This window comes from Rhodovulum viride (assembly GCF_003265965.1).
GTDB lineage: Bacteria > Pseudomonadota > Alphaproteobacteria > Rhodobacterales > Rhodobacteraceae > Rhodovulum > Rhodovulum kholense.
On record NZ_MUAV01000001.1, the window covers coordinates 164,731 to 189,785 of the forward strand.

The 25,055-nt window shown below is 68.4% G+C and carries 24 protein-coding genes; 13 read left to right on the top strand and 11 right to left on the bottom strand.

Translation table 11 applies throughout. The features are described from left to right. Positions 1 to 46 precede the first annotated feature (46 nt). Together tsf and rpsB are read right to left on the bottom strand one after the other, a co-directional pair. The gene (gene tsf, locus BYZ73_RS00760) at positions 47 to 943 is read right to left on the bottom strand and encodes a translation elongation factor Ts (protein ID WP_112314515.1); all 897 of its coding nucleotides are present in this window, start codon (positions 941 to 943) and stop codon (positions 47 to 49) included. A gap of 83 nt (positions 944 to 1,026) precedes the next feature. Further along, positions 1,027 to 1,803 (bottom strand): 30S ribosomal protein S2, encoded by a 777-nt coding sequence (gene rpsB / locus BYZ73_RS00765; protein ID WP_112314516.1) that lies wholly within the window; start codon positions 1,801 to 1,803, stop codon positions 1,027 to 1,029. A gap of 222 nt (positions 1,804 to 2,025) precedes the next feature. Here rpsB and BYZ73_RS00770 point away from each other — a divergent pair, with 222 nt between their 5' ends. The 4 genes from BYZ73_RS00770 (at position 2,026) to BYZ73_RS00785 (ending at position 5,392) form a co-directional block, all read left to right on the top strand. Continuing rightward, the gene (locus BYZ73_RS00770) at positions 2,026 to 2,928 is read left to right on the top strand and encodes a PfkB family carbohydrate kinase (RefSeq protein ID WP_112314517.1); all 903 of its coding nucleotides are present in this window, start codon (positions 2,026 to 2,028) and stop codon (positions 2,926 to 2,928) included. Then, entirely contained in the window at positions 2,913 to 3,812 is a 900-nt protein-coding gene (locus tag BYZ73_RS00775; protein WP_112314518.1) for a pseudouridine-5'-phosphate glycosidase, read from the top strand. Before BYZ73_RS00770 ends, BYZ73_RS00775 begins: the two co-directional genes overlap by 16 nt. Positions 3,813 to 3,987: 175 nt before the next feature. Next, complete coding sequence (locus BYZ73_RS00780; RefSeq protein ID WP_112314519.1) at positions 3,988 to 4,764, top strand: DUF502 domain-containing protein; 777 nt, start codon at positions 3,988 to 3,990, stop codon at positions 4,762 to 4,764. A gap of 22 nt (positions 4,765 to 4,786) precedes the next feature. Then, complete coding sequence (locus BYZ73_RS00785) at positions 4,787 to 5,392, top strand: LysE/ArgO family amino acid transporter (RefSeq protein ID WP_112314610.1); 606 nt, start codon at positions 4,787 to 4,789, stop codon at positions 5,390 to 5,392. A 7-nt stretch (positions 5,393 to 5,399) separates the two neighbouring features. On the opposite strand, the gene BYZ73_RS00790 is transcribed toward BYZ73_RS00785, so the two are convergent. Next, positions 5,400 to 6,443 carry a patatin-like phospholipase family protein gene (locus BYZ73_RS00790; RefSeq protein ID WP_112314520.1) on the bottom strand — a complete coding sequence of 348 codons (1,044 nt, stop codon included), beginning with the start codon at positions 6,441 to 6,443 and terminating at the stop codon, positions 5,400 to 5,402. A gap of 7 nt (positions 6,444 to 6,450) precedes the next feature. Further along, entirely contained in the window at positions 6,451 to 7,224 is a 774-nt protein-coding gene (locus BYZ73_RS00795; RefSeq protein WP_112314521.1) for a 3-hydroxybutyrate dehydrogenase, read from the bottom strand. 400 nt (positions 7,225 to 7,624) lie between these two features. On the opposite strand from BYZ73_RS00795, the gene BYZ73_RS00800 reads away from it, so the two are divergent. Further along, positions 7,625 to 9,457 carry an extracellular solute-binding protein gene (locus BYZ73_RS00800; RefSeq protein ID WP_112314522.1) on the top strand — a complete coding sequence of 611 codons (1,833 nt, stop codon included), beginning with the start codon at positions 7,625 to 7,627 and terminating at the stop codon, positions 9,455 to 9,457. Position 9,458: 1 nt separating this feature from the next. After that, on the top strand, positions 9,459 to 9,584 hold the full coding sequence (locus BYZ73_RS22320; RefSeq protein WP_146746243.1) for an entericidin A/B family lipoprotein: 126 nt from the start codon (positions 9,459 to 9,461) through the stop codon (positions 9,582 to 9,584). Between the two features lie 13 nt (positions 9,585 to 9,597). Here the strand turns inward: BYZ73_RS22320 and BYZ73_RS00805 are convergent, their stop codons facing one another. Next, on the bottom strand, positions 9,598 to 10,221 hold the full coding sequence (locus BYZ73_RS00805; protein ID WP_112314523.1) for a helix-turn-helix domain-containing protein: 624 nt from the start codon (positions 10,219 to 10,221) through the stop codon (positions 9,598 to 9,600). A 61-nt stretch (positions 10,222 to 10,282) separates the two neighbouring features. On the opposite strand from BYZ73_RS00805, the gene BYZ73_RS00810 reads away from it, so the two are divergent. The 3 genes from BYZ73_RS00810 to BYZ73_RS00820 all read left to right on the top strand — a co-directional run bounded on the left by BYZ73_RS00810 (position 10,283) and on the right by BYZ73_RS00820 (position 13,794). Beyond that, on the top strand, positions 10,283 to 11,812 hold the full coding sequence (locus BYZ73_RS00810) for a class I adenylate-forming enzyme family protein (RefSeq protein ID WP_112314524.1): 1,530 nt from the start codon (positions 10,283 to 10,285) through the stop codon (positions 11,810 to 11,812). After that, the gene (locus BYZ73_RS00815; RefSeq protein WP_112314525.1) at positions 11,799 to 12,449 is read left to right on the top strand and encodes a DsbA family oxidoreductase; all 651 of its coding nucleotides are present in this window, start codon (positions 11,799 to 11,801) and stop codon (positions 12,447 to 12,449) included. The genes BYZ73_RS00810 and BYZ73_RS00815 overlap by 14 nt, the downstream gene beginning before the upstream one ends. A 148-nt stretch (positions 12,450 to 12,597) precedes the next feature. Further along, positions 12,598 to 13,794 (top strand): MFS transporter, encoded by a 1,197-nt coding sequence (locus tag BYZ73_RS00820; protein WP_112314526.1) that lies wholly within the window; start codon positions 12,598 to 12,600, stop codon positions 13,792 to 13,794. Positions 13,795 to 13,801: 7 nt separating this feature from the next. Here BYZ73_RS00820 and mfd read toward each other — a convergent pair whose 3' ends face one another. Both mfd and BYZ73_RS00830 read right to left on the bottom strand, forming a co-directional pair. Next, on the bottom strand, positions 13,802 to 17,245 hold the full coding sequence (gene mfd, locus BYZ73_RS00825) for a transcription-repair coupling factor (RefSeq protein WP_112314527.1): 3,444 nt from the start codon (positions 17,243 to 17,245) through the stop codon (positions 13,802 to 13,804). A 67-nt stretch (positions 17,246 to 17,312) separates the two neighbouring features. Further along, on the bottom strand, positions 17,313 to 17,834 hold the full coding sequence (locus BYZ73_RS00830; RefSeq protein ID WP_112314528.1) for a component of SufBCD complex: 522 nt from the start codon (positions 17,832 to 17,834) through the stop codon (positions 17,313 to 17,315). A gap of 106 nt (positions 17,835 to 17,940) precedes the next feature. On the opposite strand from BYZ73_RS00830, the gene hemB reads away from it, so the two are divergent. The 3 genes from hemB to xth all read left to right on the top strand — a co-directional run bounded on the left by hemB (position 17,941) and on the right by xth (position 20,563). Then, a complete protein-coding gene (gene hemB / locus BYZ73_RS00835) occupies positions 17,941 to 18,942 on the top strand; it encodes a porphobilinogen synthase (protein WP_112314529.1) in 1,002 nt (333 codons plus the stop codon). Positions 18,943 to 19,093: 151 nt separating this feature from the next. Beyond that, positions 19,094 to 19,678 (top strand): lipid-binding SYLF domain-containing protein, encoded by a 585-nt coding sequence (locus BYZ73_RS00840; protein WP_245895476.1) that lies wholly within the window; start codon positions 19,094 to 19,096, stop codon positions 19,676 to 19,678. A 105-nt stretch (positions 19,679 to 19,783) separates the two neighbouring features. Next, a complete protein-coding gene (gene xth / locus BYZ73_RS00845; RefSeq protein ID WP_112314530.1) occupies positions 19,784 to 20,563 on the top strand; it encodes an exodeoxyribonuclease III in 780 nt (259 codons plus the stop codon). Positions 20,564 to 20,691: 128 nt separating this feature from the next. Here xth and BYZ73_RS00850 read toward each other — a convergent pair whose 3' ends face one another. Next, a complete protein-coding gene (locus tag BYZ73_RS00850; protein ID WP_108023468.1) occupies positions 20,692 to 21,879 on the bottom strand; it encodes an FAD-dependent monooxygenase in 1,188 nt (395 codons plus the stop codon). A 47-nt stretch (positions 21,880 to 21,926) separates the two neighbouring features. Further along, entirely contained in the window at positions 21,927 to 22,349 is a 423-nt protein-coding gene (gene dksA, locus BYZ73_RS00855) for an RNA polymerase-binding protein DksA (RefSeq protein WP_108023470.1), read from the bottom strand. Between the two features lie 189 nt (positions 22,350 to 22,538). On the opposite strand from dksA, the gene BYZ73_RS00860 reads away from it, so the two are divergent. Beyond that, positions 22,539 to 23,378 (top strand): AAA family ATPase, encoded by an 840-nt coding sequence (locus BYZ73_RS00860; protein ID WP_112314531.1) that lies wholly within the window; start codon positions 22,539 to 22,541, stop codon positions 23,376 to 23,378. Here BYZ73_RS00860 and aroB read toward each other — a convergent pair whose 3' ends face one another. Next, positions 23,379 to 24,494: a 3-dehydroquinate synthase gene (gene aroB, locus BYZ73_RS00865; RefSeq protein ID WP_112314532.1), complete on the bottom strand. Its 1,116-nt coding sequence runs from the start codon at positions 24,492 to 24,494 to the stop codon at positions 23,379 to 23,381. After that, the gene (locus BYZ73_RS00870; RefSeq protein ID WP_108023476.1) at positions 24,491 to 25,036 is read right to left on the bottom strand and encodes a shikimate kinase; all 546 of its coding nucleotides are present in this window, start codon (positions 25,034 to 25,036) and stop codon (positions 24,491 to 24,493) included. The genes aroB and BYZ73_RS00870 overlap by 4 nt, the downstream gene beginning before the upstream one ends. Positions 25,037 to 25,055: the final 19 nt, after the last annotated feature.

A 25,055-nucleotide genomic window follows, 5' to 3' on the forward strand; every position in this document is an offset into this window, starting at 1 on the left:
GTGCCGCGCCGCCATGTCTTCGGGTGGTCCGTGCCGTGCGGCAGGATCAGCCCTGAGCGACTTTCGCCACTTCGGCCGCGAAATCTTCCTCGGCCTTCTCGATGCCTTCGCCGACCTCGATCCGGACAAAGCCGGTGATGGTGGCACCGGCCGCCTGAGCGGCAGCCTCGACGGTCAGGTCGGGGTTCACCACGAAGGCCTGCCCCATCAGGGTCGATTCCGCGATGAATTTCTTCATCCGGCCCGGGATGATGTTGTTGGTGATCACCGCCTCGGGCTTCGGTTTCGCGGCGCCCGCGTTTTCTTCCAGCGCCTTGGCGGTCTGGACGGCGAGTTCCTTCTCGATCACGGCCGGATCCATCTGGGCCTCGGACAGCGCCGCCGGGTTCGCCGCGGCGACGTGCATCGCCACCTGACGCCCGAAGGCCTCGTCGCCGCCGGTCATCGCGACCAGAACGCCGATCTTGCCCATGCCGTCGGCGGCCGCGTTGTGGACATAGGCCACGAGCTGGTCGCCCTCGATCTTGGCCATCCGGCGCAGCGTCATGTTCTCGCCGACGGTGGCGATCTTGTCGGTCAGCGTGTCGGCGACGGTCTTGCCGCCCAGATCGGCCGATTTCAGCGCCTCGATGTCATCGACGGCGATGGCCGCCTTGGCGATCTCCGCGACCATCGCCTGGAATTCGGCGTTCTTGGCCACGAAGTCGGTTTCCGAGTTCACCTCGACCGCGACGCCCTTGCCGCCCTCGACGACGACGGCCACCAGGCCCTCGGCGGCGGTGCGGCCGGATTTCTTGGCGGCCTTGGCCAGACCCTTGGTGCGCAGCCAATCGACCGCGGCGTCCATGTCGCCGTCGGTTTCGGTCAGCGCCTTCTTGGCATCCATCATGCCCGCGCCGGTCTTGTCGCGCAGTTCCTTCACCAGTGCAGCGGTGATCGCCATGGTTCGGCTCTCCTCGATAGTCGTTGGGTGACCGGGCGGGCTCTAGCCGCGCCCGGTATCGATTCCGTGACAGCGGATGAGGCTCAGGCCTCTTCCTCGGTCCGGGCCTCGGCCAGCAGCTCTTCGACCGGCGCCTCTTCCAGCGCGCCGATATCGACGCCGGCGGCATCCATCTGCGCGCTCATGCCGTCGAGCGCGGCCCGGCTGGCCAGGTCGCAATACAGTTGGATCGCGCGGGCCGCGTCGTCATTGCCCGGGATGATGTAGTCCACGCCCTCGGGCGAGCAGTTGGTATCGACCACCGCGACCACCGGAATGCCCAGCTTGCGGGCCTCGAGGATCGCCAGGTCTTCCTTGCGCACGTCGATGACGAACAGCAGGTCCGGCAGGCCGCCCATTTCGCGGATGCCGCCCAGCGACGCCTGCAGCTTGGTCTGCTCGCGCTCCATGTGCAGCCGTTCCTTCTTGGTCAGGCCCTCGGCGCCGGCAGACATGCGCTCGTCGATCTCGTTCAGACGCTTGATCGACTGCGACACGGTCTTCCAGTTTGTCAGCGTGCCGCCGAGCCAGCGGTGGTTCATGTAGTATTGCGCGCATTTCTCGGCCGCCTCGGCCACCGATTTCTGCGCCTGCCGCTTGGTGCCGACGAAGAGGATGCGGCCGCCGCGCGCCACGGTATCGCGGATCACGTTCAGCGCCTGGTCCAGCATCGGAACGGTCTGGGTCAGGTCGACGATGTGAATGCCGTTGCGGTCGCCATAGATATAGGGCGCCATGCGGGGGTTCCACCGCTGGGTTTGGTGACCGAAGTGAACGCCAGCTTCCAGCAGCTGACGCATGGAGAAATCGGGAAGCGCCATGTCCTTGTCCTTTCCGGTTTGCGCCTGAGCGGGACGTCAAGGGCAGATGCCCAACCGGCGGACCGCTGCGGGATGTCTCCCCGCAGGGCCCAGCCCCGCCTGTCGAAGTGACGCGCGCTTACCCTCATTTGGCCGCCCGCACAAGCCCTGCCTCTTCTTCTTGGCGAAAATACCCATATCCCGCGACTTGTCACCGGCCGGGACGCGGATCAGAAAGGCGCCATGAGCGCGGATCTTCCCATTCTCTGCATCGGCGCCGTCCTCTGGGACGTGATCGGGCGCGCGCCCCGGCCGATGGCCCCGGGCGACGACCGCCCGGGCCGGATCGCGCGCCGTCCCGGCGGTGTGGCGCTGAACGTGGCGGCGGCGCTGGCACGCCACGGACTGACCCCTGCGGTCCTGGGGGCGGTCGGGCGCGACGCCGAAGGCGCGGCGCTGATCGCCGCCACCGCCGCGCTGGGGATCGAGACCCGCTGGCTTTGCCGCGGCGCGCAGCCCACCGACATCTATATGGCGATCGAGGATGCGACCGGGCTCGTGGCCGCCATCGCCGATGCGGGCGGGCTGGAGGCCGCCGGAGCCGCGGTGCTGGCTCCGCTGATCGACGGCCCGCTCGGTGCGCCCGACCGGCCTTTCGCGGGCACCGTGGTGCTGGACGGCAACCTGCTGCCCGGGCTTCTGGCCGGGATCGCCGCCCATCCGGCCTTCGCCGCCGCCGATCTGCGCGTGGCGCCCGCAAGCCCCGGCAAGGCCGGGCGGATCGCGCCCTTCCTTGCCCGGCCCGGGGCGACGCTCTATCTGAACCGGGCCGAGGCGGGGCTGATCCTCGGGCGCGAGCTTGCCGATGCCCCCACCGCAGCCGCCGCGCTGCGGGCCGCGGGCGCGGCGCGGGTGCTGGTCACCGATGGCGCGAGGGCGGCCGCCTTCGCGTCGGACGACCGGCTGGTCGCCGCCTGCCCGGCGCCTGTCGAGGCCGCCCATGTCACCGGCGCGGGCGATGCGCTGATGGCCGCCCATATTGCCGCCGAACTGGGCGGCGCCCCTGCCGAAGCGGCGCTTGCCGCAGCCCTTGCCGCCGCCACCCGTCATGTCACCGCCGAGGACGATCCATGCCCCTCTCGCTGAGCTACTCGCCCGAAGTTTCCGACGCCAAGGCCGCCTTCGCGCCCATCGTCGCGCTGGAAAGCACCATTGTCACCCATGGCATGCCCTGGCCGCGCAATCTCGAAACCGCGCTGGCGGTCGAGGCCGAGGTGCGCGCGGCGGGCGCCGTGCCTGCCACCATCGCCGTCGTCGGCGGGCGGATCCATGCCGGACTGGCACCCGACGCGCTTGAGGCGCTGGCCCGGGCCGAGGGCGTGGCCAAGCTCAGCCGGGCCGATCTGGCGGCGGCACTGGCCCGCGGCGTCACCGGCTCGACCACGGTCGCGGCCACGATGATCTGCGCCCGCCTGGCCGGGATCGCGGTCTTCGCGACCGGCGGCATCGGCGGCGTGCATCGCGGCGCCGAAACCAGCTTCGACATCTCGGCCGACCTGCAGGAACTGGCGCAGACGCCGGTGACGGTGGTGTCGGCCGGAGCCAAGGCGATCCTCGATCTGCCGAAGACGCTGGAGGTGCTGGAAACCCTTGGCGTGCCGGTCATCGCCTATCAAAGCGACGCCTTCCCGGCCTTCTGGTCGCGCTCGTCCGGGCTGGCCGCGCCGCTCCGGATGGACAGCGCCGCCGAAATCGCCGCTGCCCACCGGATGCGCGGGCTGCTGGGCCTGCCGGGCGGCCAGCTTGTCGGCAACCCGATCCCCGAGGAAGACGAGATCCCCCGCGCCGAGATCGAGCCGATGATCGCCCGGGCGATGGCCGACACGGCCGGGGCCTCGGGCAAGGACGTGACCCCGGCCCTGCTGGCCCGGCTTTACGAGCTCAGCGGCGGGCGCACGCTCGAGGCCAATATCGCGCTCGTGCGCGCGAATGCGCGGCTCGCGGCCGAAATCGCCCTCCGCCTCGCCTGAGCGCGCCCGCCGCCTGCTCCCGGTCCCGCACCGCCCGGCGAACGGGCAGGCGGTCGGCGGAATGCCCGGTCCGCGCCCCTCTGGCGCCGAAATCCTCACCGCTTCTCGGCGCGGCTATTGCCGGGCGGCAGACCCCTGCCTAGGTATGGTCCGACACGGGAGATTTCAGCCACACATGTTCGAGACCAAAGAGCCCTCTGCCGACCATCCCGAACCGCAGGACCCGCAACCGCGCCCGTTCTGGCGCGGCGTGCTGGCGCGGCTTCGCAACAACTTCCTGGCCGGGCTGGTGGTGATCGCCCCGGTCGGCCTGACCGTCTGGCTGATCTGGACCGTGACCGGCTGGATCGACGGCTTCGTGCTGCCCTTCGTGCCGCAGAAGTTCCAGCCCGAGCAATATATCGGCATCGACATTCGCGGCCTCGGCGTGATCTTCTTCCTGATCTTCACCCTGGTCGTCGGCTGGATGGCCAAGGGCATGGTCGGGCGGTCCTTCATCGGCTGGGGCGAACGGGTCGTCGGGCAGATGCCGGTGATCCGCTCGGTCTATAACGGGCTCAAGCAGATCGCCGAGACCGTCTTCGCCCAGACCGAGACCAGCTTCGACCGGGTCGTTCTGGTGCAATATCCGCGCCAGGGGATCTGGGCGCTGGCTTTCGTCTCGACCAGCGCCAAGGGCGAGATCAAGCGCGTGATCCCGGGCGAAGAGCCCTTGCTGTCGGTGTTCCTGCCGACCACGCCCAACCCGACCTCGGGCTTTCTGCTCTTCGTGCCGCAAAGCGAGGTGATCGAGCTTGAAATGAGCGTCGAGGAAGCCGCCAAGCTGGTGATCTCGGCCGGGCTGGTGGCGCCCGAAGACCCCCGGGTTCTGGCCGCGGCGGCGGCGGCCGCCCCGCGCGCCGTGCAGGAGGCCGCCCGGCGCCCGCGCCAGCGCGAACGGCTCGGCGCCTGAAGGCGACCGCAGCGTGACCGTGCTGGGACCGGGGCTGACCGGATTCGCGACCTCGCTGTCGCTGATCCTCGCGATCGGGGCGCAGAACGCCTTCGTTCTGCGTCAGGGGCTTCTGGGCAGCCATGTCTTTGCGCTGTGTCTTTTCTGTGCGCTGTCGGACGCGGTGCTGATCGCGGCCGGGGTCGCAGGCTTTGGCGCGGTGACGGGCGCCCTGCCCTGGCTGCCGCAGGCGCTGAGCCTTGGCGGCGCGGCCTTCCTGATCGTCTATGGCGCGCTGCGCGCCCGCGCCGCCTGGCAGGGCGGGCACCGGCTGACCGCCGAGGGCCGGGCGGGCAGCGTCTGGGCGGTGCTGGGCACGGCCGCCGCGCTGACCTGGCTGAACCCGCATGTCTATCTGGACACTCTGGGTCTGATCGGCGCCGTCTCGACCGAATTCGACCCCGGTGCCGCGCGCGAGGCCTTCGCGCTGGGGGCGGTCCTGGCCTCGTTCTGTTTCTTCTTCGCGCTCGGCTACGGGGCGCGCGTCCTTGCCCCCGCGATGGCCCGCCCGGTCGCCTGGCGGGTGCTTGACGCGCTGATCGCCGCGGTGATGTGGGCCATCGCGGCGCGGCTGATCCTCGGCGCCTGACCCCCGCTCAGGTGCCTTCGCACATCCTCTGAAGGTTCACGCTGCTCGCGGTCTGCAAGGCGGGCTTGACCTCGTGCAGGAACCGCTCGGCCGCCGCCCGTCCGGCCTCCTTCAGCTCGGCCAGCACGATGGGGCTTGGCATCAGCTTGGTCACGATGCTGAGGCTGTTCATCATCCCGTCATCCGAGATCATGTGAATCCGCGGCACCTTCAGCGAGCCTGCCTCGATCCGGCCCTCGGCGATCAGCTGTTCGAGCTGCGAAATCGCCCGGAGTTCCCGAAGCAGCGACGAGTTGAAGCTGATCTCGTTGATCCGGTTCTGGATGTCCTGCGGCGTGCGCGGAACCTCGTCGCGCTCCATCGGATTGATGGACACGACCACGATGTCCTCGGGCAGTTCCGGCGCGAACAGCGGAAAGAGTGCCGGGTTGCCGGTATAGCCGCCATCCCAGTAGGCCTCGGTCCGGCCGGTGTCCGGGTCGGCGATCTCGACCGCCTGAAACAGCGTCGGCAGGCAGGCCGAGGCCAGCAACACGTCGCCGTCGATCTCGTCGCCCCGGAAGACCCGCACCTTGCCGGTCCGCACATTGGTGGCGCCGACGAAAAGAAGCGGTTCGGCCTTGGCGCAGACCTTGCCGTAATCGAAGCGGCGCACCACCCGTTCCAGCGGGTTGCGGTAGAACGGCCCCAGAGCATAGGGGCTGACCGACCGGCTTGCATTGTCGATCAGCGAGATCGGCAGGGCGTGTTCCATGAACTGCGCCACGGCGCCCGCGCCCGGCAGGAAGGCCGCCATCCAGCTGGTCAGCCGCATGTCGCCGACCGCGCCCACCTGTTCCCAGAACCAGTCTAGGTTCTCGCGCGCGGCCTCGCGGCCGCCCGAGACCAGCCCGGCCTTGACCGCCGCGCCGTTCATCGCGCCCGCCGAAGCGCCCGAGATCGCGGCAATCTCGATCTCGGGGTCCAGCAGCAGCCGATCGAGCACGCCCCAGGTGAAGGCGCCATGCGCGCCCCCGCCCTGCAGCGCCAGGTTGATGCGCCGGGTCGTCATCGCGCCCTCACAGCGCCGTCCAGCCGCCGTCGACACTGATCGTCGTGCCGGTGATCTGTTTGGCGGCGTCCGAACAGAGGAACACGGCCGTGCCGCCGATTTCCTCGACCGTGGCGAATTCCTTCGAGGGCTGGCGGTCCAGCATCACCTCGCGAATCACCGTCTCGCGGTCCATGTCGTGCGCCTTCATCTGGTCGGGGATCTGCGCCTCGACCAGCGGCGTCAGCACATAGCCCGGGCAGATCGCGTTGCAGGTGATGGGCTCTTCGGCCGTTTCCAGCGCGGTGACCTTGGTGAAGCCCACGATGCCGTGCTTGGCGGCGACATAGGCGCTTTTGAAGGGGCTCGCGGTCAGGCCATGGGCCGAGGCGATGTTGACGATCCGCCCCCAGCCCGCCTTGCGCATCATCGGCAGCGCCGCGGCGGTGGTGTGAAAGGTCGAGCTGAGGTTGATGGCGATGATCCCATCCCATTTCTCGACCGGAAACGCCTCGATCCGGGCGACGTGCTGGATACCTGCGTTGTTGACCAGGATATCGCAGGCCCCGGCCTTTTCAATCAGCGCGCGGCAGTCGTCGCCCTTGGACATGTCGGCCTTGATGTAGCGGACCTTCACCCCGTGCTGCGCGGCCATCTCTTCGGCCAGCTTGTGATCCTCGTCGCGGTCGGTGAACGAATTCAGCACGACGTCGGCGCCCGCCCGGGCCAGTTCATGCGCGACGCCAAGCCCGATGCCCGAGTTCGACCCGGTGACGATGGCGGTTTTTCCGGCAAGCGACATTTGAAACCTCTTTCGTGAATGCTGCAGTTGCAGAAATCCTACATGGCGCGGGGACGGCGGCATAGCAGGGAAACACACGCGAACGGGAGCCGAAGTGAATTGGCTCGACCGGCCGCCGACTGTAGGCAATTGCCGCTGCGGCCGGGGCCCGAAGCGGTACCGCGCCTGACCGATTCTCTTGCCCGGGATATGTCTGGAAAGCCCAGAAAAAAACGCCCGCACAAGGCGGGCGTTAAGTTATTGAGGCAGGTTTCATACAGGCAAGAAACCTATCGAGCAGTGGGTTCTTTATACGCAATCCGGCGCCGAGGGCCAAGCTAAAAGTTTGAAAAGCCACGGTGCTGCGCGTAGGCTCCGGGTCAAGCAAAACAAGGCCCAGCCAAACAGAGGCCCGAGCACCATGACAGGCACCCCCCTTCGCGCGGTACGAATCGCAGGCGTCGCACTTGGCGTGATTCTCTCGGCCGGCCTCGGTCTGGCCGAAGCCTCCGCGTCCGCGCCGGCCCATGGCATCGCCATGTATGGCGACCCGGCGCTGCCCCCGGATTTCGTGGCCCTGCCTTATGCCAATCCCGACGCGCCCAAGGGCGGGCGGATCGTGCTGGGCGAAACCGGCAGTTTCGACAGCCTGAACCCGTTCCTGCTGAAAGGCACCGCGCCCTGGGCGCTTGGCCATCAAAGCTACGAAAGCCTGATGGGCCGGTCCTGGGACGAACCCTTCACGCTTTACGGGCTTCTGGCCGAGACCGTCACCACCGGCCCGAATCGCGACTGGGTCGAATTCACCCTGCGGCCCGAGGCGCGGTTCTCGGATGGCAGCCCGGTGACGGTCGAGGATGTGCTCTGGTCGGTCGAGACGCTGGGCACGCTCGGCCATCCGCGCTATCGCAACGGCTATGAAAAGATCGCCCGGGCCGAGGCCGTGGGGCCGCGCAGCGTGCGCTTTACCTTCGACGCCCCCGACCGCGAATTGCCGCTGATCCTGGGGTTGAGACCGATCCTGAAGAAGGCGCAATGGGAGGGCCGCGACTTCGCCCGGAGCGGGCTCGAGGCACCGATCGGCAGCGGGCCTTACGTGGTCTCGGAGGTCGAGCCGGGCCGCTTCGTCAGCCTGCGCCGGAACCCCGACTATTGGGGGCGCGATCTGCCTTTCAACCGCGGCCAGCACAATTTCGACGAGATCCGCCACGACTATTACGCCGACGGGGCCGCGCTGTTCGCGGCCTTCGCCGCGGGCGAGGTCGATATCTACCGCGAAACCAACGACGCCCGCTGGCAGAGCGCCTACGACTTTCCGGCGGTCCGCGACGGCCGCATCGTCAAGGCCGAGATCCCGCACCACCGGCCCTCGGGCATTTCGGGCCTGGCGATGAACACGCGGCGGCCGATCTTCGCAGACTGGCGGGTGCGGGATGCGATGATCCTCGCTTTCAACTTCGAATTCATCAACCAGACCCTGACCGGCGGCACCCAGCCCCGGATCGCGTCCTATTTCTCGAATTCGGAACTCGGGATGCGGCCCGGCCCGGCCCAAGGCAAGGTGCGTGACCTGCTGCAGCCCTTCGCGGACAGCCTGCTGCCGGGCGCGCTTGACGGCTATGCGCTGCCGGTCTCGGACGGGCGGCCGCAGAACCGGCGCAACCTGCGCGCAGCTCTGGCGCGGCTGGCCGAGGCCGGATGGACGGTCGGCCCCGGGGGCAAGCTCAGAAACGCCGACGGCGCGCCCTTCCGGTTCGAGATCCTGCTGGTGCAGGGCGCCTCGGACAGCGAACGCATCGTGACGCTTTTCGCCGATGCGCTGCACCGGATGGGCATCGACGTCCGCGTAACCCAGGTCGATACCGCGCAATATGTCCAGCGCACCGCGTCCTACGATTTCGACATGACGGTCTACGCCCGCGCGCTGTCGCTCTCGCCGGGCAACGAGCAATGGCTGTACTGGGGATCGGCCGGCGTGACCGAGCCCGGTACCGGCAACTGGATGGGCATCGACAGCCCCGCAGCCGAGGCGATGATCCGGTCGCTGCTGAACGCCACCGACCGGGACGATTTCATCGCCGCGACCCGCGCGCTCGACCGGGTGCTGACCACCGGGCGCTATGTCATCCCGATCTGGTACGCGCCCAGCTCGCATCTTGCCCATGCCGCCCGGCTGCACTACCCGGAGACGATCCCGGTCTATGGCGACTGGGTCGGCTTCCTGCCCGATGTCTGGTGGTCCGAGGAGAACTGAGATGTCCCGACTTCTGCCCCGTCTGCTTCTTGTGGTGCTGGCGCTCGCGCTGGCCGGATGCTCGACTGTCGAGGGGGTGGGCAAGGACATCTCGGCCGGGGCCCGCGCCGTCCGGAACGCGCTTTAGGCGGGAACGCTGGTCACTCGACCGAGGTCACCCACAGCACGGTCGCATCCTCCTGGCTGACCGACACCAGATTATGCCCCATGGTCGCATCGTAATAGGCGCTGTCGCCGCGGCGCATGTCCACCGGCGCGTAGAATTCGGTGTAAAGCCGCACGACGCCGGTCAGCACATAGAGGAACTCTTCGCCCTCGTGGCGCACCCAGCCATCGAACTCGGCCACGTCGCGGGCGCGGATCCGGGTCCGGTAGGGCATCATCCGCTTGCGCGCCAGCGCCCCCGCCATCAGCTCGTGTTCGTAGGTGGCCGTCGCATGGGCCGCGCCTTCGCCGGTGCGCGTCACCGCCATCCGCCCGCCCGCGCGCGCACCGCGCATCGGCGTGAACAGCTGCGGCACCGACACGCCCAGCCCGGTCGCCAGCTTCTTCAGCGCGTCATAGGTCGGCGACATCTGGTCGTTTTCGATCTTCGAGAGCGTCGAGCGCGCAAGACCCGCCTGACGGGCCGCCTGTTCCAGCGTCCAGCCCTTCTCGGTGCGCAGCTCGCGCACCCGGCGCCCCAGATCCAGCGGTTCGGCCGCCTCGGCCTCTCCCTGGGCACGGGCGATGCGGATCAGGCTGTGTTCGCTCTCCTCGTCCATGCGCTTCGCTCTTAGAGCTTGCCCCTTGCAACCGCAAGGTCGCGCGGCTAGCACCTCTGGCATGCACGCGATCTTCGATGAGGGCGCGCCCGCGCCCTGCCCCGCCCCGTTCAACCTGGCCGCCTATGTGCTGGCCCCCGCCGCGCTGTCGCCCGACAAGGTGGCGCTGGCCATCGTCGGCCCGCATGGCGCCGAGCGCTGGTCCTATGCCCGGCTCGAGGCCGCGGTGCGCGGCCTTGCCGCAGGCCTGCTGGCAATGGGCCTGCCCGAGGGCGGACGGGTGCTGCTGCGGCTGGGCAACGGGGTCGAGTTTCCGATCGCCTATCTGGCGGCGATCACCGCCGGGCTGGTGCCGGTGCCGACCTCGGCGATGCTGACGCGCATCGAGATCGGCAAGCTCGCTGCCGAGATCGAGCCGGTGGCGATCTTCGCCGGGCCGAACGTGGCGCTGCCCGAGGACTGCCCCGCGCCGGTGCTGGATATCGAGACCCAGCGCGGCTTTTACACTCACGCGCCCGCCGACTACGTGCCGGGCGATCCCGACCGCCCCGCCTATGTGGTCTATACCTCTGGCACTTCGGGCCAGCCGCGCGGCGTGATCCATGCGCACCGGGCCGTCTGGGCGCGGCGGATGATGTGGGAGGGCTGGTACGGGCTGACCGCCGAAGACCGGCTGCTCCATGCCGGGGCGTTCAACTGGACCTATACGCTGGGCACCGGGCTTCTGGACCCCTGGGCCATCGGCGCGACCGCGCTGATCCCGGCGCCGGGGGTGCAACCGGCCGACCTGCCGCTCTTGTTGCGCCGGTTCGACGCGACGCTTTTTGCCGCCGCGCCGGGGGTTTACCGGCAGATGCTGAAGGCGCATCCGCAGATCGTGCTGCCGAAGCTGCGCCACGGGCTGTCGGCGGGCGAGAAGATGCCCGAAGCCACCCGGGCCGCCTGGCGCGAAGCGACCGGCACCTTCGTCTATGAGGCGCTCGGCATGTCCGAATGCTCGACCTTCGTCTCGGGCAGCCCCGCGCGGCCCGCGCCGCTTCCGGCCTCGGGCTATCCGCAGACCGGGCGCCGCATCGCCGTGCTGGACCCCGACAACGCCCCCGTCGCGCGGGGCGAGCCCGGGCAGCTCGCCGTCTCGAACCGCGATCCGGGGCTGATGCTGGGCTATCTCAAGGCCGAGGCCGAGACCCGCGCGCGGTTCGCGGGCGAATGGTTCCTGACCGGCGACATGGTCGAAATGGCCGAGGACGGCGCCATCACCTATCTGGGCCGCGGCGACGACATGCTGAACGCGGGCGGCGTGCGGGTCTCGCCGCTGGAGGTCGAGCGCGCGCTGATGGAACACCCCGCCATCCACGAGGTCGCCGCGACCGAGATTGCGGTCAAGGCCGACACCACCGTCATTGCCGCCTTCTATACCGGCACGCCGCAGGACGAGGCCGAGCTTGCCGCCTTCGCCGCCGAACGGCTGGCGCGCTACAAGCAGCCCCGGCTTTACGTCCATCTCGACGCGCTGCCGAAGAACCCCAATGGCAAGCTCAACCGCCGCCTGATCCGGCAACGCCATGAGGCCGCGCATGATCCGGCTTGATATCTTCTCCGATCCGATCTGCCCCTGGTGCCTGATCGGCAAACGGTTGCTGGACGCGGCCCTTTCCGAACGTCCCGACCATCCTTTCACCATCGCCTGGCAGCCCTTCCAGCTGAACCCCGGCATGCCGCGCGCGGGCATGGACCGGCGCGCCTATCTCGAGACCAAGTTCGGCGGCCAGACCGAGGCCGTCCGCGCCTATGCCGAAATCGACCGCCGCGCCCGCGAGACCGGGATCGAGCTGAACCTGGCCGCCATCGAGCGTACGCCGAACACGCTCGACGCGCACCGGCTGATCCACTGGGCCGGGATCGAGCACCGCCAGACCGAGGTCGTGACCGCGCTTTTCGAGGCCTATTTCCAGCAGGGCCGCGATATCGGCGACCCCGAGGTGCTGACCGACCTGGCCGCCTCGGCCGGGCTCGACGGGGCGATGATCGCGCGGCTTCTGGCCAGTGACGCCGATCTCGATCAGGTGCGCGCCCGCGACGCCCATGCGCGCGAGCGGGGCGTGAGCGGGGTGCCGACCTTCATCCTGGCCGATACCCATGTGCTGGTGGGCGCCCAGCCGACCGAGCTTTGGCTCGACGTCATCGCCGAACTCGCGGGCGCACCGACCGCCGCCGGGCCGCACTGATCCGCGGCCCCTGCCGCGCCCCGTGCACTGACGCACAGTGCCGCCGACTTGTCCGACCGTTCCGGATCGTCTAAGGGCGACAGGTCGGAGCGGCGGTTTTCGGGCACCTGCCCGCGCGGATCTCCTCCTCTTCAGGAAAGGACAGCACATGGCCGTACGCCGTCTCTCGCGGGTCGAATTCGTCGCCATGACGGCGCTGCTGTTCGCGACCGTCGCCTTCTCGATCGATGCGATGCTGCCCGCCCTGCCCGAGATCGGCGCCGAATTGACGCCCGAGACGCTGAACCGCGCGCAATTCGTGGTCACGAGCTTCATGCTGGGCATGGGCGCGGGCACGCTGATCATGGGGCCGCTGTCGGACTGTTTCGGGCGCAAGCCGGTGATCCTCGGCACCGCGCTGGCCTATATGCTGGGCGCGGCCATCGCGGGGCTTGGACAAAGCCTCGAATGGCTGCTGATCGGCCGGGTCATTCAGGGCTTCGGCGCGGCGGGCGTTCGGGTGGTGGCGCTGGCCGTGGTGCGCGACCTTTATTCGGGGCGCGACATGGCGAAGATCGTCTCTTTCGTCATGACGATCTTCACGCTGCTGCCGGCGCTGGCGCCCTCGGTCGGTGCGGTGGTCATGGCGGGCTTCGGCTGGCGCGGGATCTTCGGCGCCTTTCTCGTCTTTTCGGTCGTTTCGATGGGCTGGTTCGGGCTGCGCCAGGCCGAGACCCTGCCGCCCGAGTCGCGCCGCGCGCTGCGCCCCGGCCCGCTTCTGGCAGCGGCGCGCGAGGTGCTGGGCTCGCCGGTGGCGCGCAGCGCGACGCTGGTGCAGACCTTCATCTTCGCCGGGTTCTTCGGGTTCCTGACCTCGACCCAGCAGGTCTATGACATCTATTTCGACAAGGGCGACAGCTTTCCCGTCTGGTTCGGCGTGGTCGCCGTCTGCGCCGGATCGGCCAGCTTTCTCAACGCGATGCTCGTCGGACGGCTGGGCATGCGCTACCTGATCCGGACGGCGTTGATGGCGCAATTCGTGCTGTCGGGCGTCATGATGGCCGCCTTCTGGCTACACCTCTTGCCGGGCTGGGCCGAGTTTCCGGCCTATATCCTGTGGTCGATCACCTTCTTCGGGATGAACGCGCTGACCATCGGCAACCTCAACGCATTGGCGATGGAGCCGCTCGGCCATGTGGCCGGGATGGCGGCCTCGATCATCGGGGCCTTCGCGACCGCGTTGTCGGCGCTTCTGGCCTCGCCCATCGGGCTTCTTTTCGACGGCACGCCGCGGCCGCTGGCCACCGGCTGTTTCATCGCCGTGGGCGCGGCGCTGGCGGTGATGCTGACCGTGCCGAAACGCTAGGCCCCCTTCAGGCGGTCTCGCGCACCTTCTCGGCCAGATCGCGGGCGATGGCGAAGGCGCCCTTGATCTTGTCGCTGTCCTTCTTCCAGTCGCGGCGCAGGATGATCTTGTTGTCCTTGACCTTGGCCAGCCCCTGCTGGTCCTGGATGAAGGCCACAAGCCCGGCCGGATTGGCGAACTTGTGGTTGTGAAACTGCACGGTCGCGCCCTTCGGCCCGCCATCGAGCCGGGCGATGCCCGCAGCCTTGCACATCGCCTTGATGCGGACCACCAGCAGCAGCGTGTTGACCTCTTTCGGCAGCTTGCCGAAGCGGTCGATCAGCTCGGCGGCAAAGCCCTCCAGTTCGACCTTGGTCGTCAGCGTCGAGAGCCGCCGGTAAAGCCCCAGCCGCACGTCCAGATCGGGGACGTAATCGTCCGGGATCAGCACCGGCACGCCCAGATTGATCTGGGGCGACCAGCCGCTGTCGGTATCCGAAATCCCTTCCAGCTCGCCCGATTTGATGCGGGCGATCGCCTCTTCCAGCATCGACTGGTACAGCTCGAAGCCGACCTCGCGGACATGGCCCGACTGTTCCTCGCCGATCAGGTTGCCCGCGCCGCGGATGTCGAGATCCTGGGAGGCCAGCGTGAAGCCCGCCCCCAGCGTGTCGAGCGAGCCCAGCACGCGCAGCCGTTTCTGCGCCTGCGGCGTCAGCGGCGCGCGGGGCTTCGTCGTCAGATAGGCATAGGCCCGCGCCTTCGAGCGCCCGACCCGGCCCCGGATCTGGTACAGCTGGGCCAGCCCGAACATGTCGGCGCGGTGCACGATCATGGTGTTGGCGGTCGGGATGTCGAGCCCGGATTCGACGATGGTCGTGGCCAGCAGGACATCGTACTTGCCGTCGTAGAAGGCGTTCATCCGCTCGTCGAGATCGCCCGCCGCCAGCTGGCCATGGGCGGTGATGAAACTGACCTCGGGCACCTGTTCGCGCAGGAAATGCTCCATCTCGGGCAGGTCCTTGACGCGCGGCACCACGAAGAAGCTCTGCCCGCCGCGATAATGTTCGCGCAACAGCGCCTCGCGGACGGTGACCGTATCGAATTCGCTGACATAGGTCCGGATCGACAGCCGGTCGACGGGCGGCGTGCCGATGATCGACAGATCGCGCACCCCGGTCAGGCTCATCTGCAGGGTGCGCGGAATCGGCGTCGCGGTCAGGGTCAGGACGTGTACGTCGGACCGCATCTGTTTCAGCCGTTCCTTGTGGGCGACGCCGAAATGCTGTTCCTCGTCGATGATCAGCAGGCCCAGATTGCGGAACCGGACGCCCTTGGCCAGCAACGCATGGGTGCCGATGCAGATATCGACCGTGCCCTCGGCCAGCCCAGCCCGCGTTGCAGCCGCCTCCTTGGCGGGCACGAAGCGCGAGAGCTGCCGCACCTCGACCGGAAAGCCCCGGAACCGTTCGGCAAAGCCCTTGGCATGCTGGCGCGCCAGCAGCGTGGTCGGCGCCACAACCGCAACCTGTACCCCCGACATCGCCGCGACGAAAGCCGCACGCATCGCGACCTCGGTCTTGCCGAAGCCCACATCGCCGCAGATCAGCCGGTCCATCGGCGTGCCCGAGGCCATGTCGGTCAGCACATCCTCGATGGCGGCCAGCTGGTCGTCGGTCTCCTGATAGGGGAAACGCGCCGAGAACGCCTCCCACATGTGATGACCGGGCTCCAGGATCGGGGCATGGCGCAGCACGCGCTCGGCCGCCACCCGGATCAGCTTGTCGGCCATCTCGCGGATACGTTCCTTGAGCTTGGCCTTCTTGGCCTGCCAGGCGCCGCCGCCCAGCTTGTCCAGAAGCCCCTCGTCATGGCCGTAGCGGCTGAGAAGCTCGATATTCTCGACCGGCAGATACAGACGGTCGCCGCCCGCGTATTCGAGGGCCAGGCATTCATGCGGCGCACCGGCCGCGGCGATGGTTTCGAGCCCGGTATAGCGCCCGACCCCGTGTTCGACATGCACGACCAGATCGCCGGGCGACAGCGACTGGGTCTCGGTCAGGAAATTCTCGGCCCGGCGGCGTTTCTTCGGGCCGCGGATCAGGCGTTCGCCCAGCACGTCCTGTTCCGAAATGACGGTCAGGCCCGGCCCCTCGAAGCCATGTTCCAGCGCCCAGACCGTCAGATAGAGCCCGCGCCCCTCGGCCACCTCGCGAATGTCCGAGATCAGCGTGGCCTCGGTCAGCCCCTCATCCTCGAGAAGGCCCTGCAACCGTTCGCGCGCACCTTCGGAATAGGAGGCGACGACCACCGCGCCCTCTTCGCGCCGGGTCTGAATATGGTCCTTCAAGGCCCTGAAAAGGCTGACCTGTTCCAGCTTTCGCTCGGGCGCGAAATTGCGCCCGATGCGGCCGCCCGCATCGATGACGCCCGGCCCCAGCCCCTGCTGCAACGGCGCCAGCTGCACCACCCGGTGGCCCGCCACGGCCGCCTCCCAGGCGGTGTCGTCCAGATACATCAGCCCCGGCGGACAGGGCTTGTAGACGGTGTCGATCCGGCCCTTCTGCGCCATCGCCTCGCGCCGGGTCTGGTACTGATCCTCGATGGTCTCCCAGCGCGACAACCGCGCGGGCGTGACCTGATCGTCAAGATAGATCGCGGCCTCGGGCAGATAGTCGAAGATCGTTTCCAGCCGGTCGTGGAAGAAGGGCAGCCAATGCTCGGCCCCGGCATGCTTGCGCCCGGCGCTGACCGCCTCGTAAAGCGGGTCGTCGGTACCCGCCGCGCCGAACTCGATCCGGTAATTCTGTCGGAAGCGGGTGATCGCGGCCTCGTCGAGGATGACCTCGGACACGGGCGCCAGTTCGACCGATTTCAGTTTCTCGGTGGTGCGCTGGGTCGCCGGATCGAAACGGCGCGCCCCGTCCAGCACGTCGCCGAAGAGATCGAGCCGCACCGGCCCGGCCTCGCCCGGCGGGTAGATATCGACGATCCCGCCCCGGATCGCGTAGTCGCCGGGTTCCATCACCGTCGGCGCCTGGGTGAAGCCCATGCGGACCAGGAAGGCCCTCAGCGCCGCCTCGTCGATCTGCATGCCGACCCGCGCGGTGAAGGAGGCGCCCTGAAGCACCTCGCGCGCGGGCACGCGCTGGGTCGCGGCGCCAAGCGTCGTCAGCAGGATGAAGGGGCCCGAAAGCCCCGCGGCCAGCGTGGCCAGCGTCGCCATCCGTGCCGCCTCGACATCGGCATTGGGCGAGATCCGGTCATAGGGCAGACAGTCCCAGGCCGGGAAGTCCAGCACCACCGCCTCGGGCGCGAAGAAGGTCAGCGCCGCGCGCATCGCCGCCAGCCGCTTGTCGTCGCGGGCGACATGGATGATGGGCCGGCCGCTGCGGGTCAGCTCGCGGGCCAGAAGCCGGGCATCGAACCCTTCGGGGGCACCGCCGGCGGTGATGTGACGCGGATCTTCCATGGGGAGGTTCAGATACGTGCGGCGCGGCCGGTGTCAACCGCAACCCGCCCGAAGCCGGGGGCGACGGTCAAAGCCCGGTGACCACCATGTTCATCCACATGCCCCACATCGCGGTGACGAAGACCGAGACGATGCCCATCGCCTGCACCCCCAGACGGTGCCAGCGCAGCATCCGGTACAGCGCCTCGCCCGAGGGCGCGCGTTCGGCATAGCGGCGCGCGGTCCGCACCGACCAGAGCCCGACCAGCGTCGTCGGCGCGACCAGCAGAAATACCGCCTGGCAGAATTCGACCCCGTAGCCGAAGCCCAGCACCGCCAGCGCCGCCAGCGCGAAGCCGGTGAAGGCGGCGATCCAGAGCCCGGCCTCGGAGGCGATGTAAAGATAGCGCCGCGCGTTCACGCCCACCAGCGTCGCCACATCCTCGGCCGCCTGCCCGCCCCGGCGGCGCGCCCGCTGGATCAGGTCGAAGGGCACGCCCAGCACCCAGTGGCTGGAGGTCGACCACAGCACCGCCAGCGCGATCCAGTACCACAGGTTCGAGAAGGACCGCATGTCGATCAGGTCGAAGACTTTGCCGTACAGATCCACCTGGCGCGCCTTTCCTCTGTGCGAAGGCCTGGGACGATTCCCGCCCTTTAAGAGGGGCCCGGTTGGGTGTAACGCAGTCGCAGAAAATGTTGAAGGAGCCCTTGCCATGCGCCCGACCGTTGCCCCCTTCCCGACCACGCGCCTGCGCCGCACCCGCCGCACCGCGGCGCTGCGTGCGCTGACCAGCGAGACCACGCTGTCGGTGGGCGACCTGATCTGGCCGATCTTCGTGCGCGCGGGCGAGGGCGTCGAAGAGCCGGTGCCCTCGATGCCGGGTGTCATGCGGCGATCGGTCGATCTGTCGGTCGCGGCGGTCAAGGAGGCGGCCGCGCTGGGCATCCCGGCGGTCTGCATCTTCCCCTATACCGACGTTTCGCTGAAGACCGAGCTTTGCGAAGAGGCCTGGAACCCCGACAACCTGTCGAACCGGCTGATCCGCGCGATCAAGGCCGAGGTGCCCGAAATCGCGGTGATGACCGATATCGCGCTCGACCCCTACAATTCGAACGGCCATGACGGCATCGTGCGGGACGGCGTGATCGTGAACGACGAAACCGTCGAGGCGCTGGTCAAGATGGCACTCGCGCAGGCCGAGGCAGGCGCGGATATCCTGGGGCCCTCGGACATGATGGATGGCCGGATCGGCGCGATCCGCACAGCACTCGAGGAAAACGGCCATTCCGACGTGACCATCATGTCCTATTCGGCGAAATACGCCTCGGCCTTTTACGGTCCGTTCCGCGATGCGGTTGGCGCCTCGGGGGCGCTGACGGGCGACAAGAAGACCTATCAGATGGACCCGGCCAATACCGACGAGGCGGTGCGGCTGATCGAGCGCGACCTGATGGAAGGCGCCGACATGGTCATGGTGAAACCCGGCATGCCCTATCTCGACATCTGCCGCCGGGTGAAGACCGAATTCGGCGTGCCCACCTATGCCTATCAGGTGTCCGGCGAATACGCGATGCTGATGGCGGCGGTCCAGAACGGCTGGCTCGACCATGACAAGGTGATGATGGAAAGCCTGATGGCGTTCAAACGCGCGGGCTGCGACGGCATCCTGACCTATTTCGCGCCCGCCGCGGCGAAGATCCTGAACGCCCGCTAAGCCGGGCCCCGAAGCCTGTGCCCGTGGCTCTGGTCGGCGGGTGCAGGTCTGGCAAGGAATTGCCTCCTGCTGCCGTCAAGCTTGGTGACAGTCCCGGCGGGGCTGTCTATAGTTTGCGCCAAAGGCCGCCAAGGCCACAACAGCATGGGGCATGAGAGCAATGTTCAAGGACAAGACCTCCCACCTGATCTCGCGGCGCGGCTTTATCGGTGCGACCGGGGCGGCGGCGACTCTGGCGGCCTGCGGCAATGGCGTGGGCAGCAGCGGGGCAAGCGAACTCGACGCGCGCGTCGATAGCACCCGCAACTATCTTTTCGCCCATTACCCGGCGACCCGAGAGCTGTCGCAAAAGGCCCAGGGCATCCTCTGGATGCCGCTGATCACCAAGGCCGGGCTCTGGGTCGGCGGCGCCTACGGGCGCGGCGCGCTGCGCATCAACGACGTGACGGTCGATTACTACTCGGCCACGCAGGCGAGCTTCGGGTTGCAGATCGGCGCCCAGCAATACGCCCATGCGCTGTTCTTCATGACCCCCGAGGCGCTCCGGCAGTTCCGCTCGGGCTCGGGCTGGTCGGCCGGGGCCGATCTGGAATATGCGGTGACGAACGACGGCGGCATGGTCTCGGCCGATACCATCACCGCGCTCGATCCGATCATCGCCATCGTCTTCGGTCAGGCCGGGCTGATCTTCGGCGCGACGCTCGAAGGCACCAAATACACGCGCATCATTCCCTGACCCGGGACGCCCTGTCGAAAGGCCGGCCCGGACCCGGGCCGCTTTCGCATGGACAGTCCCGGCCCGTCCGGGGATAGTCGCAGGGCAGCGCAAACGGAGCCTCCGATGCAGATCGCAAGTTTCAACATCAACGGCGTCAAGGCGCGGCTTCCGGCCGTTCTCGACTGGCTCGACGCCGCGGCGCCGGATGTCGCCGTGCTGCAGGAAATCAAGTCGGTCGACGAGGCTTTCCCGCGCGAGCCCTTCGAGGATCGCGGCTACAATCTGGAAACCTACGGCCAGAAGGGGTTCAACGGGGTCGCGATCCTGTCGAAATTCCCGCTGGAGGACGTCCGGCGCGGGCTTCCGGGCGATGACGAGGACGCCCAGGCCCGCTGGATCGAGGCGACCGTCACGGGCCGCCGCGCGGTCCGGATCTGCGGGCTCTACCTGCCCAACGGCAATCCGGCGCCCGGCCCGAAATACGACTACAAGCTGGCCTGGATGGCCCGGCTCGAGGCCCGCGCCCGCGAGCTGCTGGCCGCCGAGGAACCCGCGGTGATGGCGGGCGACTACAACGTGATCCCGCAGGACGAGGATGCCGCCCGGCCCGAGGCCTGGGCGAAGGACGCGCTGGCCCTGCCCCGGACCCGCGCGGCGTTCCGCAGGGTCCTGAACCTCGGCTTTACCGAAGCGTTCCGTGCCCGGGTGCAGGGGCCAGGCCATTATTCGTTCTGGGACTATCAGGGCGGCGCCTGGGACAGAAACGACGGCATCCGGATCGACCACATGCTGTTGACGCCGCAGGCCGCCGACCTGATGACCGACTGCCGGATCGAAAGCGGCGTTCGCGCCGGCGAAAAACCCTCGGATCACGTGCCGGTCTGGATCGACCTCGACGCCTGAGCCGCGCGGCTCCCGCGCCTGCCGAAGGCCGACCGCCGCGGGCCCTGGCCCGCGGCCGGGCCCAAGCCCGGGCAAGCGGCTTTGCCGCGCCGTCCCGGGGGCGGGAGCGCCCCCCCCTCAACGCCCGCTCAGACCGGCGCCACCGGATAGCGCGCCGCTGCGTCGTAGCCGTAAAGCCAGTCGAACCGCCTGAGCGCCGCGCCCGGCGCCAGAACGCCGCCCAGCCGCAAGGCGGTCTGTGCCGCCAACCGCAGCGGCGGGAACCTCAGGTGATAGTTGCGCGCGTTCCGGCTGGCCATCTCGACGATGCGCGCGGTGCGCGGGCGCCGCTCGGCCCGATAGGCGGCAAAGGCCGCCTCGGGGGTTGCATGCCGGGCCAGCGCCGCAGCCAGCACCCAGGCATCCTCCAGTGCCATGTTGGCGCCCTGCGCCAGGAACGGAAGGGTCGGATGCGCCGCGTCGCCCAGGATCGCGGCCGGGCCGCGATACCAGACATCGGCCACCGGATGCCGGAACAGGCCCCAGAGATTGACGCTGTGCACCTGGTCCAGCAGACGCGGCACCTCGCCGCCGAAATCCGCAAAGACCCGCCGCATCGCGTCCGGGTCGCCGGTCCGGTTCCAGCCTTCCTCGACCCAGGCCTCGCGCTCTTCCACCGCCACGATGTTGATCATGTCGCCGCCGCGCAGCGGATAATGCACCAGATGCTTGCCCGGCCCCATATGCACATTGGCCACCGGCGCCACCTTGCCCCGGGCAGGCACCAGCGCGCGCCAGGCGACCTGGCCGGTAAAGCGGGGGGTGACCTGCCCGTTCAGCGCCGCGCGCACCACCGAATGCAACCCGTCGGCCCCGATCAGCAGATCGCTGCTGGCCCGCGCGCCCTGCGCCGTGATCAGCTCGGCCCGGTCGCCCTCCAGCGAAAGCCCGGTCACCTCGTGCAAAAGCCGTATCTGCACCCCGGCCGCGCGCGCGGCGTCGGCCAGAATGTCGATCAGATCGGCCCGATGCACGAAGAAGTAGTCCCGGGCGCCGCGCGACAGGTCCAGCCGCAGCACCCGCGCGCCGTGGCGATAGTCGCGCAACACGACGGCACTGCCCCGGCCCGAGGTCGCGGCCAGCGCCTCGCCAAGACCCAGCGCCCGCAGCACCGCCACCCCGTTGGGACTGATCTGCAGCCCCGCGCCGACCTCGCGGATCGCGTCGGCGCGTTCCAGCACCACGACCTCGGCCCCGTGCCGTGCCAGTGCGGTGGCGACGGCGAGACCCGCGATGCCGGCCCCGAGGACAGTGATCTTTCGGCTGCCCAGGAACATCCGGCACCTCTTAAAAGCTGGCCCGGTACCGGGCCATACACTCCCGGTCAGTCGTCGCGATGCACCCGTTCGCGCCGCTCGTGCCGTTCCTGCGCCTCGAGGCTCAGGGTCGCGATCGGACGCGCATCGAGCCGTTTCAGCGAAATCGGCTCGCCGGTCTCCTCGCAATAGCCATATTCGCCATTCTCGATCCGCCGCAGCGCCGCGTCGATCTTGGCCACCAGCTTGCGCTGCCGGTCCCGGGTCCGCAATTCCAGAGCCCGGTCGGTTTCCTCGCTGGCGCGATCGGCAATGTCGGGGATGTTGCGGCTCGAATCCTGAAGGCCCTCGAGCGTCTCGCGGCTTTCGTTCAGAAGATCGTTCTTCCAGGCAATGAGCTTGCGGCGAAAATATTCGAGCTGGCGCTCGTTCATGAACGGCTCGTCCTCGGCGGGACGATAATCGTCGGGCAAGAAAACTTCGGCTTTCATCCCTGCTCCCTCTTTTGGGCCGGGCGAAACCTGTTTCATAATCATTCTCCCCCGGCGCACCTGGGCTCGCGTGTAGCCCAATCGCCGTATCGTGTCACGAGGTTTGTGGTCCCTTACATGGCGCTTGAAGCTTTGTGAAGGGGCGCTATGGTCGCCCCCGATTTCAATGGATTGAGAGGCGGAATTGCGATGAAATTCGGGTCCACCGACGCCTATGTCGCCGCAGACGACCTGACCGTGGCCGTGAATGCCGCCGTGACGCTGGAACGCCCGTTGCTGGTCAAGGGCGAACCGGGAACCGGCAAGACCGAGCTCGCACGTCAGGTTGCCCAATCTCTGGGCATGCCGCTCATGGAATGGCACATCAAGTCCACGACCCGGGCCCAGCAGGGGCTGTACGAATACGACGCGGTGAGTCGGCTGCGCGACAGCCAGCTGGGCGACGAACGGGTCCATGACGTCGCCAACTACATCCGCCGCGGCAAGCTCTGGCAGGCCTTCGCCGCGCCCCGCAAGGTGGTGCTGCTGATCGATGAAATCGACAAGGCGGATATCGAATTTCCGAACGACCTGCTTCAGGAACTCGACCGCATGGAGTTTCACGTCTACGAGACCGGCGAAACGGTGAAAGCAAAAGAACGGCCGGTTGTCATAATTACGTCAAACAACGAAAAGGAATTGCCCGACGCGTTTTTGCGGCGCTGTTTCTTCCACTATATCCGTTTCCCCGATCTCGAGACGATGAAGAAGATCGTCGAGGTCCATCATCCGGGCATCAAGCAGGACCTGCTGCAGGCCGCACTGACCCGGTTCTACGAGATCCGCGAGACCGACGGGCTGAAGAAGCGGCCCTCGACCTCGGAAGTGCTCGACTGGCTCAAGCTGTTGCTGGCCGAGGACATGCGGCCCGAGGATCTGCGCAAGGACGGCCGCTCGGCGCTGCCCAAGCTGCATGGCGCGCTGCTGAAGAACGAACAGGACGTGCAGCTCTTCGAGCGGCTTGCCTTCATGGCGCGGCGCGGCGGCTGATCAGCGCGCCGCCAGCGCCTCGGCAAGGATGGACCTGACCAGCGCCGGATCGGCCTCCGCGGTCACGAAAGCCTCGCCGATCCCGCGCGCGAGGATAAAGCGCAGCCTGCCGTCCTGCACCTTCTTGTCCTGCGCCATCAGCGCGATCAGCCCGTCCGCGTCGGGCAGATCGCCCGGGATGTCGGCCAGATCCTTCTTCATCCCCATCGCGTCCAGATGCGCGCGCACCCGGCTCGGGTCTTCCTGCGCGCAAAGCCCCATCCGTGCCGACAGCTCGAAGGCCAGCGCACAGCCGATGGCGACCCCCTCGCCATGCAACAGCCGGTCGGAATAGCCGGTCGCGGCCTCCAGCGCATGGCCGAAGGTGTGGCCAAGATTCAGAAGCGCACGGTCGCCCTGCTCGGTCTCGTCGCGCTCGACGATCCGCGCCTTGGCCTCGCAGGACCGTTTCACCGCCGCGATCCGCGCCGCCACATCGCCTGCCGCCAGCGCCGGCCCCTGTGCTTCGAGCCACTCGAAGAAGGCGGCATCGCCCAGAAGCCCGTATTTCACCACCTCGCCATAGCCCGCGAGGAAATCGCGCGGCGCCAGCGTGCCCAGAACGCCGGTATCGGCCAGGACCAGCGAGGGCTGGTGAAAGGCGCCGATCAGGTTCTTGCCCTGCGGCGAGTTGATGCCGGTCTTGCCCCCGACGGAACTGTCGACCTGCGCCAGCAGCGTCGTCGGCACCTGCACGAAGCGCACGCCGCGCCGCAGCACGGCGGCGGCAAAGCCCGCCAGATCGCCGATCACCCCGCCGCCGAGTGCCACCACGATATCGCGCCGCTCGACCTTTTGCTCGATCAGCCATTCGACGGCGCAGCCGAACTGCGCCCAGCACTTGGTGGCCTCGCCCGCAGGCAGGGCCTGCGCCGGCGCCTCGATATCGCCAAGACCCGCGCGGAAAGCCGCAAGATGCAGCGCGGCCACCGTCTCGTCGGTCAGGATCGCCACGCGCGGGCGGCGCAGAAGCGGCCCGATCTCGGCCCCGGCCCGGGCCAGCAGCCCCTCGCCGATGCGGATGTCGTACTCGCGCCCCGGCAGGGCCACATGCACCGTCTCGACCGTCGCGCTCATGCCGCCTCCATCACGTCGGGCCGGGTTTTCAGCGCCTCGATCACGCGCCCGGCCATGTCCTCGATCGAATAGCGCGGATCGGCGCGGACGGCCAGATCGGCCATCGCGTAGAACGGTCGCCGCGCATGGTAGAGCTCGGCCAGCGTGCCATAGGGGTCGGGCGTGCGCAGCAGCGGCCGGGTGTCCTTGTGGCGCACCCTCTGCCACAGCAGGTCCAGATCGGCATCGAGCCAGACCGACACGCCGAGCCCCGAAATCGCCTCGCGGTTGGCCTCGCCCAGAAACGCCCCGCCGCCGGTCGACAGCACCCCCGGCGCGGCGCGCAGCAGGCGGGCGATCACCTCGGCCTCGCGGGCGCGGAAAAAGGCCTCGCCGTCGCGGGCGAAGATCTCGGGAATCGTCATGGCGGCGGCCTTCACGATCTCGGCGTCCGAATCGAGGAACGGCACCCCGAGCCGCCGCGCCAGGACCGTTCCGACCGCCGTCTTTCCCGCCCCCATCAACCCGACCAGAACCACCGTTTTCTTCAACTTCGCGCCCACCTGGGCAACCTCCCGCCAC